This window comes from Natronomonas aquatica, from assembly GCF_024449025.1.
Classification (GTDB): Archaea; Halobacteriota; Halobacteria; order Halobacteriales; family Haloarculaceae; genus Natronomonas; species Natronomonas aquatica.
Window position 1 is genome coordinate 17,312 of record NZ_JAHLKM010000017.1, and the last position, 13,779, is coordinate 31,090.

General features: G+C 57.7%; 10 protein-coding genes. 7 read left to right on the forward strand and 3 right to left on the reverse strand.

The genetic code is table 11. The features are described from left to right. Positions 1 to 221 precede the first annotated feature (221 nt). From KM295_RS11750 to KM295_RS11765, 4 genes are all read left to right on the forward strand, one after another. A complete protein-coding gene (locus KM295_RS11750) occupies positions 222 to 1,712 on the forward strand; it encodes a hypothetical protein (RefSeq protein ID WP_256030149.1) in 1,491 nt (496 codons plus the stop codon). 110 nt (positions 1,713 to 1,822) lie between these two features. Continuing rightward, positions 1,823 to 4,288, forward strand: coding sequence for a type IV secretory system conjugative DNA transfer family protein (locus KM295_RS11755; protein ID WP_256030150.1), 2,466 nt, complete (start codon positions 1,823 to 1,825; stop codon positions 4,286 to 4,288). 1,153 nt (positions 4,289 to 5,441) lie between these two features. Next, entirely contained in the window at positions 5,442 to 6,023 is a 582-nt protein-coding gene (locus KM295_RS11760; protein WP_256030151.1) for a hypothetical protein, read from the forward strand. A 166-nt stretch (positions 6,024 to 6,189) separates the two neighbouring features. Beyond that, entirely contained in the window at positions 6,190 to 6,315 is a 126-nt protein-coding gene (locus KM295_RS11765; RefSeq protein ID WP_256030152.1) for a hypothetical protein, read from the forward strand. Between the two features lie 177 nt (positions 6,316 to 6,492). On the opposite strand, the gene KM295_RS11770 is transcribed toward KM295_RS11765, so the two are convergent. Beyond that, positions 6,493 to 6,717: a hypothetical protein gene (locus KM295_RS11770; protein ID WP_256030153.1), complete on the reverse strand. Its 225-nt coding sequence runs from the start codon at positions 6,715 to 6,717 to the stop codon at positions 6,493 to 6,495. A 273-nt stretch (positions 6,718 to 6,990) separates the two neighbouring features. Here KM295_RS11770 and KM295_RS11775 point away from each other — a divergent pair, with 273 nt between their 5' ends. The 3 genes from KM295_RS11775 to KM295_RS17210 are packed head-to-tail and all read left to right on the forward strand — an operon-like array spanning position 6,991 to position 12,102. Beyond that, the gene (locus KM295_RS11775; RefSeq protein WP_256030154.1) at positions 6,991 to 10,863 is read left to right on the forward strand and encodes an AAA family ATPase; all 3,873 of its coding nucleotides are present in this window, start codon (positions 6,991 to 6,993) and stop codon (positions 10,861 to 10,863) included. Continuing rightward, a complete protein-coding gene (locus KM295_RS11780) occupies positions 10,853 to 11,728 on the forward strand; it encodes a C-terminal helicase domain-containing protein (RefSeq protein ID WP_256030155.1) in 876 nt (291 codons plus the stop codon). The genes KM295_RS11775 and KM295_RS11780 overlap by 11 nt, the downstream gene beginning before the upstream one ends. After that, positions 11,725 to 12,102, forward strand: a complete 378-nt coding sequence (locus KM295_RS17210) for a DUF8112 family protein (RefSeq protein ID WP_472924550.1) — start codon at positions 11,725 to 11,727, stop codon at positions 12,100 to 12,102. Before KM295_RS11780 ends, KM295_RS17210 begins: the two co-directional genes overlap by 4 nt. Before the next feature lie 186 nt (positions 12,103 to 12,288). Here the strand turns inward: KM295_RS17210 and KM295_RS11785 are convergent, their stop codons facing one another. Beyond that, the gene (locus KM295_RS11785) at positions 12,289 to 13,203 is read right to left on the reverse strand and encodes an NAD-dependent epimerase/dehydratase family protein (RefSeq protein WP_256030156.1); all 915 of its coding nucleotides are present in this window, start codon (positions 13,201 to 13,203) and stop codon (positions 12,289 to 12,291) included. Between the two features lie 176 nt (positions 13,204 to 13,379). Next, positions 13,380 to 13,706, reverse strand: coding sequence for a transcription factor S (locus KM295_RS11790; RefSeq protein WP_256030157.1), 327 nt, complete (start codon positions 13,704 to 13,706; stop codon positions 13,380 to 13,382). Positions 13,707 to 13,779 lie beyond the last annotated feature (73 nt).

Below are 13,779 nucleotides of genomic sequence, written 5' to 3' on the forward strand. Positions count from 1 at the left end.
AGATCTGAAAGAGTAAAGTTCTGTATTATCAATCGGGACCAACTCGAACAGGGGGATTTGCTGGTCTCTAATACATATAATCGCTTCCACCTTTTAAATATTTTGGGGATAAAAAGATCGGGGCGTATATAATAGAAATAATATATACATTACGTCCCCAAGTTCAAGAGGACGAAATAGAACCAGATTTTAAATGTGAGGGCCCAGTATATTGTCGTACGATGCGGAAGCCCAATCATGACGATGAAACGTCAGCAGAGGAGACAGACGGTTTCAAACTCGACGCTCATGGGGTGGCGATCGATTCGACGCAACTCAAACAGGCTGGGAAGCAGCTGACTGGCCACCGAACGAACGACAGCCGAATCAGAAACACTCTCACCTGGATTCTCCGCTCAAGTACAAGAAGAGGTATTACGAGCGGACTCGTCGGACTCCTGATCGCACTCGTAGCCGTCATCGGGGCAGAACGATTTTTCCCCGGTCGCTATCCGTTAGCGTTTTCTGGAGGAGCCATCCCGATGTCGTACGAAATACAACTATCTGTCACGGTCTTCATCACGTCGATAATTCTATTCGGACCGACGTGGTTGCTGTTGTCGCTGATTGTGAATCTGAAACCATACGATACTCAGGGTGGTGATCGAGCTACACTGCTGCTCGGAAGTGCAAGGTCTGGCAAACTTACCGCCAGATATGAGCGTAAAAACGGAAGTAACGAAACAATCAAAAGAGCACTTGAAGAGGTCCACACAGACGCAATTCCCCTGCACAACACAGATGATTCGACTGAGGAATTCATAAACGAATACCTCTCGGAGGCGGAGGGATCACTGTATGGCATGGAGTGTTCTATCACCGAAAAAAAGCCTCGGGATACACTGACAAAAGGAGAGCCGGCGAAAGAGCTGCTGGCCGGAGAAAACGATCGCGGACTTCCGATTGATAATGTGGCTGGCGTGCTTGCGTCCGGCGATTTCAGCGCTGTGGTACAGGTCACCTTTGCGCCACGAAACAAGTCGGATATCGTCTACGAAAATCATAAAACTCGGGTCGAAAGCGGAGCCGATCAGTGGCTGCCAATCAGGACGATCGGCCTCTTATTGGAGGACGAAAGCGACAGCGACAGCGACGGGGACAATCACCCACGAAATCCGCAGCGTCTGGAGTCGATCAAGGAACTCAACGGGTCGTCACTGTTTGATATCAACATTCGTGTCGTCCTCACTGCAGACGATGAGGCTCAAGCAGAACGGACCTTCGAGCAGATCACCACCATGATCGACGCCGCCAGCTCCGAAAGGTATCAAATTGAGCGAGTTGATTCGATCGACACCGGGTGGTTGTCGTGGGGTGACGTCGACGCCGACACTGTCCGCGAGCGTATGTACAATCACGAGCTGATAACCAATCACCGGTACTACGTTCCGCTGCAGCGAAAACGAACGAACCTGACAGTCGACAACGAGACGATCTGGAATTTCATCTTGCTCCCTGGTAAAGGAAATCGTGACACCCAGCGCGGGCTCAACACGACGTCTCGTGCTCAGGTCCCGACGGATCGGCCGACCGACACTCAGATGGACGCACTCCGAGCAGAACCGGCTGACGACACACCACAGGACACAGCCTCAACCGCATCCGACGACGAAGAGCAAAATGCTGCTGGAGCCGACACGGACACCTCACCTCAGCGATCGGACGAAGAATAAAAACACCAAAAATCAAATAAGAATGGAAAAGTACTGACCAGAACCCGACGCTCCCGAAACATCTACAGACATACCAAACATGGGAAACCAAACGCAGACATAGTGTTCAGATGACACAAGAGACACTAATTCTTGGCCGTGAACTCGACCGAAACAATCAGATCCATGGTTTCGTCGGGCTGCCCCGTGAGGCTTGGAACCGACATCTCCTCATCGCTGGCGCCTCGGGCAGCGGCAAATCCACGACCGCAACCCACGCCGTCACAAGCGGGCACGCCGCCACCGACGGCGCCACGGTCGTGATCGATCCCAAAGGCGACGGCTGGCCAACACAACTCCTCCGGGCCCACTACAAACAACACGGCAGCCTCGAGAATGTCTATTATTTCGATCTCGAAGCGGCGGTCCCGGCGATCTCGTTTTTCGATCTCCGCCCGCACCTCGATGCAGGCATCCACCGAGAATTCGCCATCAAAAAACTCAACGATCAGTTCCTCGAGTTGCTTGATCACGTCAAACCCAGCGGCTTCGACGCGATCCGGTCGCCGGACGTCATCCGGTATCTCGTCCGCGCGTTATTCGACCCGGTCCACGGTGAGGACGCCTTCCCGATCACACATCTCATCGAAGCGGCGTATCAACTCCGCCGCAACGGTACTGTCCCGGAGGTCAGCACCGACGTCGACGATGCCCTCGTCACGAGCCTGACCGACGGCCCCGAACACACCCGCGATCAAATTCTGCAAGGCGCGGTCACCCGCATCGAGAAATTCTACGGTAACGGCGCCCTCCGACCGATGTTCGAACAGTCATCAGCCGACCCTGCTGATGCCTTCCGGTTCGATCGATTCCTCACCGAAGACGCGTTGCTTGTTTTTGATCTGGGTGGCCTCTCTAACGACGGCCAACGCGTCATCGCGAACACACTGCTGTCACAGCTGTGGTGGGCACTCAAACGGCGCACCCGGCGCGCCGAAAACGAACCACCAACCGTCCTTGCGTTCATCGATGAAATTGCACAACTCCACGTTGAATCACGCCTCGAAGCGCTCATCGCCCTCGGCCGCGGCCACAAACTCGGGCTCATCCCGATGCTGCAGTTCCCCAGTCAGCTTGAAACCACCGAAAGCAACGCCGAAGCCGAAGTACTGACCAACATTCAAAGCTACCTGCTCGGACAGGTTCCTAACGACGACGCGCTCGTCGCCCGGCTCGCCGACAGCACCATGAGCGAAGCCGAACTCAGGAACCGACTCACGGAACTGCCCTTAGACCGCTGGCTATTCAAACCCGCCTCAATGCGCGAAATCGGGTCGATCCCGCCACACATGATCGCCGAAGCACCACTACCGGCAGGCCACCCCGACGGCCCCACCCCGTTGACGGACGCCGAAGAAACCCAATTCGAAGACGCCCTTGATCAGTGTCGAACCCGCACCGACGACCACTACACCGTCTCCTATGGCGCCACCACAGACACAGCGACAGAGACAGCCGCCGGCACTGAGCCAGGCACGGAAGCCCCGCATGAATTCGACGCGGCAACCCTCAAGACACTGGACACAACCGGGTACACGACCACCCTACCGTTCGTCGACGAATTACCTGATCCGATCGCGTACGACCCCGACCGCAACGCCATCACCTGCACGACGTGTGATCGGACCTACACCGCCGACATCAACGGCATCCGTGAGAGTATCACGTGTCACGCCACCCGCGACGAAATCGATGCCGCAACAATCCCGCCTGTCAAACTCGGGGTAACACTCACACCCGATGAAATCGATGCCGCACCAGTCACCACCAAACAACTCTGCGCCCTCCAACTCCTGTACAACATCGCAGAAAAACGGCACCAACAATGCGAACTCGACCTCGTACACAACCAGCTAACCGCCGTACTGCGCCGGTTGAGTATCGACACCGACACCCTCAACCCGCTCGTTGAGGCCGGCTATCTCACCCGCGACCAACTCAAACAATACGTCTACTACACAGTCACCGCTGAGGGCAGAGACATACTCAACGAGTCCAACCGCAAAACCATCGACTGGGGCGACGGCACCGGCGATCTCACCGAATCGCTACTCCATCGCGTGATGGTCGAAGCACTCTTCCGCTACGTTAAGCAACACTACGTCGACGAAACCACCTCTCCCGTCACGTCAGTCCAACCATACTACGAACTCACTCCCGAACAAGCCGACGCGGCCGACCTAGACGGCCGGGTCAGACTCGATATCGCCGGCTTCGATACCGATGGCGATCTCTGTCTCGCCGGCGAAGCCGAACGCAAAAACAACGACTACCGAACCGCCGCCGTCACCGATTACGACCAACTCGCTGCGCTTGACGTTGATCACGCACTCTGGGTCGTCCCAAGCAGTTCCCGCGGCCAAACCGCCGTCCTCCAACCATTAGGCGACCCGCCCGACTCACTCAACGACCCAAGCCCACGCATCAAACAGTACAGCCCCAACACGCGAATCGAACAGATCAGCGGCATCGACGCCCCAGGCATGACCGACATCTTCACACTCAATGAGCTTCGAGCAGCCCTGACAGCCGAATAACACCGCTCGAACCCGCACCCGAACCCAGCCACACACCACAGCTACCCACACAGACACCCTACTTCTCAACGCCATACTCAACCACCGCAACGCCAACCAACCAAACAGCCGACCGTCTACAGCAGCCTCACACAGACCCACCCCGCCGTACACAACCACCACATAGCCCGCAAGAACACGCCCAGAATACGTTTGTGTCACCCCAAAACCACCACACAAACACAGTGTGTAATATCTCGTAAACCGTCATTCGATACGATCTATCTCACTGACACCTATCGATTTTATATCAACAACCCAGATCAAAACAGCAAGATCCCGTGGTAGCACCCATCAGTCAACGCGATCAATCGCAACGTACAGAGCGTATCGTAACAAGCCATCGCCCCACGGAGAAGCGAGACACTGCGGCGAATGGAAAAGATCGAACCTACCGGTTGGCAAGTATTCCCGAGTAGTTAATCAGCCTGCTCTATCGAATCCGACCGATAGAGGGTCTCCGAGACAATCATCGTGTTCTGCGAAAGACCGACACATAACATCAAAGGGTGCCGACGATGATCCCCACGAACGGAACAATAGCACTACCCCAAGCGCCAGCAAGCGAACTCGCTGATAAAAACCCATGTCGATAGACCGCTGGCCTACGATGGTACGTTCCAACCACTCGACATGAAACACCAGATAAAACTACTTAGAAAGGTGGTCAACGCGGGTTGAATAAACGCTCAGACATCCACGATCGCCCACAGACCCCAACCAAGTTAGTTCGGAGAGAGGATCAACACTCTATGAAAACCCGTCCTACACAATCATCCTGAAAGCGGTGTCACAGTCATACTTGCGGGTGATGAATCGGTTGTGTACCGAGGATCATGTGCACCAAGATAGGCTCGGAGGTGAGGTTACCGGCTACGAACTGCAATCACGTGTATGAGACAGGAGCATCGAATACTGTTAGATAGAAGTCACATGAGTGTGCAAATGACTCAAGACAACATGTGGCAAGTACATCGCGAGGGGAATCTGTTAAAATGAATTCGACAAATAGCGTAAGGCTTCCATGGCATACACAAACATGTGTTTATTTATTGATCCTTGGCGGAGAAACGGCACTCAGATGTCTCCCCGAACAACGAGGTAATAAATTACAATGACTCAACCCCCAAATGATGACTTGTCCAGTTCACAAACTGACCGGTGGTCGGAATACAAAACGACGGCCACCGCTCTCCTCAAAAACTACGGCCCGGAACGATACGAATTCATAAACATTGGAGACTGGCCCGATGAAATGCAACTCCACAGGCTTGTACTGAGTAACCCAGCAAATGATGCAGCGGTTGCCAGACTCGACAGAGACGCCGTTCCGGACGGAACCGACGCGGCTGCGATCGTCCAGCCGGCGGATTATACGGCCCCGATTCTCTGTTCGCCATTCTCCGAGATCGATGATCCGGAAACACTGAGTGACGCTGGCACACTAGTGTATGAACTACTTGAGATACTCACATTCATCGTCACTAGCCCCCATCCCGAGAACGGGAATCGAAGCGAGATGGCAAACCTAGTCCGAAGGTTGCATGAAACACACGAGTACCCACTCGCTGATATCAAAGAGCGGCTCATCCCGCTTGCCCAGCAACGTGGTGATCTTCCTTTGGGTTATTGGGAAAGGGATACTACTGTACATGCTGTAACAGTAGACATCGTACTGAACTGCCTATCCGAATAGGAAACCAACAGTCACGATTGCTCGTGTGTGGATGATCAAGCGTTAGGGTGCTGTAAGGAGGACACACATCGCTGTTCTGTCGGTGGACGAGTACTCTCGTAGATTCCACCTCTAGATGGACCAACTACTACACACGAAGCACCCTGCTTCACTCAAAACCCAGATAATGAGAGATCCAGCATACGCCCAGCCAGTCGTACCGCCAGCCAAAACGTCTCGATCAGTCGTCGCCGAAGCAAGAGAGCTCCGATTGCTCGTCAGCGAGGAGGCAAGCAGCGAAGTAGAGGAGTGACACACAAAGCAGTGAGTCTACATCGATGCGGACGATCCCCTACCATATTCTCCGAGCGAAGTCGTAAGCACTCTTGTTACGTCCTACGTTGCGACCACATCGGATCTCGACGTTACCTGAACAGAATCCCGGATATCACCAAGACGTGCACGCGTGAAAGCCATCGTACGTGGTCGTCTACCGCGGATCGTCAACCAACTCATAGACCCCGGTATCAAACAGGTTCTCGATGTGATCGTGTTCAGCGAGCCGTTTCATCCGCATATTCACATACTGTCTAGAGAACTCGTGATCATCGGCGGCAAGGGATTTCTGGACCAACGTTGGAGTCGCCCGCCCGTCAGCCAGCACATCCAAAATCAGATCGTCGACATCGTTGAGTTGCTCGGGCGTGAGAGACATATTCGGCACTCACACATCGGGGGGGTATAGATGTGTCTCTCAGCAGTTTCGAAATGTTGTTGCTAATAGAACTTTACATTAGAAAGTTCTAAATGTTTGCAACTATTAGCAGAGGTATGCACAGGCCACGAGCGATACCTCACCGGGCTATCGGCGGTCGGCAGGACTGCGGGTATCGGCGCCAAGCAATACTGCTCACCACAGCAGACGTCGAGCAGGAAGACGAGCCGGCGCCGATCTGTCCGGTCTCAGTAAACGATATTGATAGAAACAATGAGTAACCACGATACCGACCCTCTAGATCCGAGCGGGATCGCACAGTTCATCCAGCACGACCGGTGCCGGCGGTATCTCAAACAGCGGGTTGACCCCGGCGATGAGCCCGAAGCTCGCGAGTGGACGGAAGCCTTCAGCGCTATGAATGCCGGGCTCCTCGGCGAGGGCCAAGAGTTCGAAGCAGTCCAAATAGAGGCCCTTGCAACAAACGCAGCGCGAATTATCGGCCCGGAGCGCGACGCGACGGGGAAAGCCGGTGTTCCGGGGATCGATATCGATGCGACGTGGGCAGAGTCCACAACAGGCCGTAGACGACAGCTGCAAGAGGCCGCTGAGGCGGCTCGACAGCTCACAACGGACGGAGAGCTTTCCTACATCCTGTGTTATCAGGCTCCCCTTGGCGGGCAACTCGGCGCTGAAGCTGTCTGGGGCGAAGCGGATTGTCTCGTGTTCGCGCCGGCACAGGCCGAAGAGATCGACGTGGTGGCCCGCGTTCTAGAGATCAAAAGCGCCACCGAGCAACAGCGTGCCCATCGCGTACAGGTCGCTATCTACAGCGCACTGCTAGACGAGATCCTCAGCGAAACTGATGGCTATCGCATCGAGACAAGCGTGCTCACGCGGCCGGATGCGGCTGCCACCGGTGAGTCGCTGGACCCGTTTGCCGTGCCGACGTTTTCCCGGGAGAAGTGGGTGGTGTTCGCCGAGCGGCTGCTTGCAGCCGATGGCCCGGTCGAGTCAGCACTAGCTGATGATCTTGAAGACCTGCCGTTTGCGTTGGATCAGGTCTGTAACAACTGTGCCTACCGGGAGGCCTGCGCAACACGGGCCATCGAGGACCCGACTGCTGCCTCCAGCCTGGCGTTGTTGGGGGTAGATGCCAGCGTCCAACGCGCGCTCAAAGAGTGCGATATCACGAACCTCCGGGAGCTCTCGGAGTTGATGCCACGCGTCTCGGATCCACAGCCTACGGACCCGCCGCCAGAGCTTGATCTTGCCCCCGCCCGACAGCGGAAACTTGAGCAAGCACTGCCGGGGCCGGTCCACCGGATCGTCCAGCGGGCACAAGTGCTCCGCGGCGAGATCGACCCGAAGTATTCGGCCATGACTCGTCCGCCAGCCTACCGCGGCCAACAGTGGGTGCCACTTCCGGACGACCGGGTGGCCGGTTGGGGCAATATCGACACGGCAGCCCCCGGGGAGCTGATCCACGTCGCCGTGTTCGTCCGTCCGGACTCGACGATCGACCGGGTCGGTGCGCTCGGAGCGTGTGTCTACGCTGCCGAGGACGGCACCTATCATACTGTCAGCGAAACACTGGACGCCGTCCCCAAGACGGCTGCCGCGGCTGACGAACTCGAGGCGGCGCTGTTCGATCGGTTCTGCCGGCAGGTGTTTGACGCGATCGAGACGGTCGGCGAGGCTCTCGGGAACTCGTCCGCAGCGCTGCACTGGTACACGTATACCAAGCACGAACTCGACGCTCTCGCCGAGGGGCTCGAGCGACATCCCGAACTCGACAACGCACAGGCGCTTCGCAACCTGCTGAATCTACATCGGGACGGCCACACCGAGACCGATCAGGAGATGGCTACGGCGGTCCAGCCGATCGTGAACGAGTACTTTGCACTGGCGTATTCCTCGCAGGGGCTGTTTGCCGTCGCCGAGCAATTCATTCCCGGGTGGACGATCGAGGCGTTCGATCCGCTGGATGCACGTGGTGAGACGCCGCCGCTGCGATCGATTTTCGGGTATCAGTTCATACGTGAGCAGGTGCCGTATCTCGAGGCTTCAGATCGGATCCGACTGCATTTGGCTCGCAGGCCCCTCGCCGAGGGGCCGGCCGCCGCAGCCGTTGGTGACGATGAGACACGGTCAACGCCGGATGGGTGGTACCCGATCCGGAAACGGGCCGGCGGACAGTTCCCGATCGAGTATCTTTGGGCAGCGTTGCCGGCCACGCCGGGAGCCGAGACGCCACGGCTCACCCCAAACCGGGTAACCGAATGGACGGCTGATGCTGACACGCAGGCGCTGTACCGCCAGGAACTCGAGGGATTTTATTATCGGACTAAGAACAAAGACGACCCGATCCAGCGATCGGACATCGAGTATCTCTGTGAGCGTCTCAGCTACACGCTGTGTCGACTCGTCGAGTCGATTCCATACAAGGACACATATTTTGAGAAACAATCGCTTGAGACGGGGACGCTCTCGGAGTTCGAGGTGCCGGTAACCGACCTGCCCAGCGCCGCCCGCGATTACCTCCAGATGGAACACGGTGCCCGCCGGGAAGCCACTTTAGAGCACTACCGACAACCGCTGCGAGACCGGGCCCGAAGCGGGCGGTCAATCCTGATCGAGTGTACCGGCGTCGAAACCAACACGGATGGATCCCTCTCGATTACGGGGACGTTGGCATACGAGTCGGTGTTCGAGGCTACTGCAGCCGATCAGATCGCTCGCCAGGCGCGTATTCGTGGCGATGATGGCTCGGGCGGTGGGAGTTGGCGTATCCTGACGCGGCTCAACCCGACCACAGACGACACGCCGGGAGCTGCATCGAGCACCTACGCCGAAGCCGGTATCGAGGCCCCAAAGGAGATCCAACACTCCCCGCCGGTCCAGATCGACTCTCTTAATCAGGCGACCGGGTCGATCCAGCTGACAGCGTTTCCCCACCGGTTCAAACGGAATTACACCGCCTTTCGGGTCGATCACTGTGGCTGGCGGTCGCCAGACAGCGATAATCTCGATGATCCCACGACAGCGCCGGCCGACCGCGACGGCGTTATTGCGGCCCGACCACCCGTTGCGATCGAGCCCGGCGCCCGGTTCGTGCTCGATCCGATGGTCGATGAGTTCGGCGCGCCGAAAGCAAACCGGGCGCTCCAGCCGCCGACGATCCAGGCAAACGTCCTGTATCAACATCTCAAATTCATCGACCAGACAGGCCAACAACCCCCTGCGATGGCCGCCCCACCGACGGGTGTCGGTCGGTTCTGTGAGCGGCTCCGTGAGGCCCCAGCCTGTCTAACGCCGAACGAGCGTCAACAGGCGTTTATCAACGCGACCGATCGGGCGATTGTCCCGCTGCAGGGCCCGCCCGGGACCGGCAAAACACGCGGTGCGATCGCCCCAGCCGTACTCGGGCGAGCGTTTGCCCACGCGGAGCAATCAACCCCATTCGTTGGGTTTGTGGTAGCGCCGTCACACGAGGCCGTTGACGCCGCGCTTGAAGGCGTGGTTGCGACGCTCGCAGAATGGCGACACACGGAAACCGGGTTAGCAACGCTTGAGCTCCTTCGCGTGCAGCCGTCATCCCCACCGGACGAGACGGCCCGCGTTGATGCTGACACGGCAGCTGTCGAGGTCACGTACTGTAATTATCATGACAGCGAGGATGCGGCGACGCTGGGTCAGATCGCAGAGGAAACAACCGGCGAAGCAACCGGCAGTGACGCCTCGCCCGGGCAGTATCTGCTGTTCATGACGCCAACGACGCTGTACCAGACGCTCGGGACCATCGCCGAGTCGGTCACGGCGATTGACGGCACCTCGGCGCCGGCGGCGATGCGGCATGAGCCAGGGATCGCTGACGTCCTTTGTGTCGATGAGGCGAGCATGCTGGACGTCCCGGCTCTTTTGTTGGCCGGCAGCGCCCTGAAGCCGAGTGGGCAGACCCTGTTGATCGGTGATCACCGACAGTTGGCGACGATTACAGCCGTCGACTGGCAGGAAACCCTCCGGCGATCGGTTACCGACGCTGATGCCCACCGGTCGGCACTTGATTACGTCCGACGGCTCGTTGGGACGGCACCGCAGGCTGGCTGTGCCGACCGAACTGGAGGTGACACCGATGCCGACTGACCAGCCGCCGGAGGAACTCGACGGTGCCGACGAGACGCTCCCGATGACGGTCGAGCGGTTGGCTGAATCCTACCGCTTCGATAGTGAGATGGCTCGCCTGCTGACACAGTTGGAGTATCAGGCGGACGGGATCACCCTGACAGCCGCCGAAAACCGACCGCTTCCAGACCGGGCGATCGACGCTACGAGCCCGGGGCTTGCGACCGTCTTCGAGAGCGATGCCTCAGTAGTGCTCATCACATATGATGAGCGATCCCACCGGATGGTGAATCCGATCGAGACGACGCTTATCGGTGCACTGGCCGGTGCTGTACGCACGGATAGCTCCGAGGAGACAGTGCCGGACGGCGGGACCGTTGGAAGCAATAAAAAAGAGCAGGCCAACAGAGCAACCACAGAAGACTTTGATTCCCTCGATTTCGGGGTTGTCACGCCACACAACGCCCAGCGAGGCGCCTTGGAGACGGCTTTGCCCGCCACGGTAACGGCCAATACCGTCGAAAAATACCAGGGTGGCGAGCGAGACGTTATCGCTGTCTCTGCGACGGTTTCGGATCCGGAGTTCGCACGCCGCGAGGAGCAATTCCTGTTGGACCCACGCCGGCTGCTCGTCGCTATCTCCCGGGCGCGGCTCCAGACCATCATCGTTTGTAGCACGGCGCTGTTCGAGGTCGCCCCAATCGATAGCGATCGGTTGGATGACGGACCGGTTTGGGCACAGCTGTTTACTCAAGCCGTGGGGCGACAGGCCGAGCCAGCCTGGCGTGGATCGCTCGGTGAATTCATCCAACAGCCGGCTGTGGCACACGCGACGGTTCCCGTCGCGGTGTATCCGAGCACGATCAGTAACCACGACACCCAATGACGAACCACGATACCACCTCCGACACCGTTGAATCGGTTACTGCGGCCCCCGCCCAACTCTTTACCGGGGTTGGGATCGGGTTGCCGTCGCTGACAGTGATCTGTTCGCGCTGTGACAAGCGTTTACAAGAGGGCGATTCGGTATCCGTCTACGCCTACCGACCCGCTGAGGGCTCTCAATGGTATATTGGTCGGTGTTGCTGTTCGTCCTGTGCGCCCGATCAGCTCACCGCCCCGACACTCGGAACGTCTGAGTGTCGAATCAACGCCCGATTGGCTACTGTTTCAGAGGTCACTGCCCAGCACCACAGTCTCTGTCTGATCAAGCCGGCAGTTACTGCATTCGCGTCACCGACAACCGGGACAAGATCATAATCCCTTCGTACCCTATCATGTCCGTCGATACCTTCGTAGTGCTTCAGACAGATATCAATCTCTCAAGCCTCCAAACCACATTCGTGGGAGATGACTTCGGCAAGCCTGCCGAAATTGCTCTTATTTTCGGGGATGTTCTAGAAAGAAATCCGCGATTTGACCATCGTATTTTCAAAAACGAGGAGTCTAATACGCCGAACAGACCCGTTTGATCCCTTCCTCAAACGAGATTTCGGGTTCCCAGCCGGTCACCTCGTATATTTTCGAGGGATCGGCACACGTATCGTGGACGTACACGGACTCGGGGATCGGATTGTCGACGTATTCGGGGCCGATATTCCGGCCAAGCTCGTCGTTCAGCAGTTCAACGACCTCATTAAACGAGTAGCGCTCACCAGTGCCGAGATTATACACGCCATCCAGTTCGTGCTCGGCGGCGAGTTCGAGGCCGCGAACGATATCGTCGACGTGGGTGAAATCACGCGTCTGTGTACCGTCACCATACAGGACTGGCGGCTCGCCGTTGGCGATGTCGTCGGCGAATTGGGCGATCACGTTCGCGTATTCGCCTTTGTGGGCTTCGGCGCCGCCGTAGCCCTGATACACCGAAAAGAAGCGGAGGCCGGCCATCGACATATCGTAGTGGTTCGAAAAGTACTCGCCGTACCGCTCGCGAGCCATCTTCGAGGCTTCATACCCGGTGTTCACAGAGACGGCCATATCCTCGGGCGAGGGGTCGGTACGACTCCCATAGATCGAGGACGTCGACGCGTAGACAACGGTCTCACAGCCGTCCCGGCGGGCCTGCTCGACGACGTTGACGAACCCCTCAACGTTGACCCGGGCGCCCCGACAGGGGTCGTCTTCATGCATCGCATACGATGACAGTGCCGCGAGATGAAAGACGACGTCGACAGCCGTCGGAAGGTCGGCATCAAGCACGCTCGCATCGACGAACTCGACGGCATCCTCGAGGTTTTCCGGTGTGCCGAGATAGCCGTTATCTAACGCGACAACGTCGTTGCTCTCTGCTAGGTGATTCGCGATATTTGACCCGATAAATCCAGCGCCGCCAGTGACAAGCACACGACGATCCTGCATGTTAGTGGCGGCGGCGGATATAAATAAAAACGTTCGGGAAAGCCAAATTCGACGGCATGGCTTTGTACGTGATCGTCAGCGTCTTGATGATCCCGTTTCTCCCGCAGTGTTGCTGTGGGCTCGCTACGTGGCGCCGATAGCGGAGCGATGACCGAGAGATGGATCGACAGGCCTTCTCAGTGATCGTCCTCGCGCCACTTGTGGTCGCACTCGGTACAGGTGAAAAACCGCGTTTCGGACTCGTCGGCGGCGCGGATCTGCTTCATCTCGTAGCGGGCGCGGTCGTTGCCGCACTCGGGACACCGAACCGTCGTCGTCGGACCGATCTCGGCGTCGTCGACCTCGGACATATCGACCGGACCGCTGTCGGTGTCCTGGTCTTCGGTCGTCGTCATGTCCGCCTCGTTTTCGACGTCGCGGGGTTTCTCGAATCCACAGGAACCACAGACCCACAGCCCGTCGTCGCTGTGCATCATCGAACCGCACTCGTCGCAAAATTCCATGTCGTGGAGTCGGGGACCCGCAGTATTTAAACGGCGGGGTTCACGTCCCGTCGAGCGATACGCCGCCACGCGG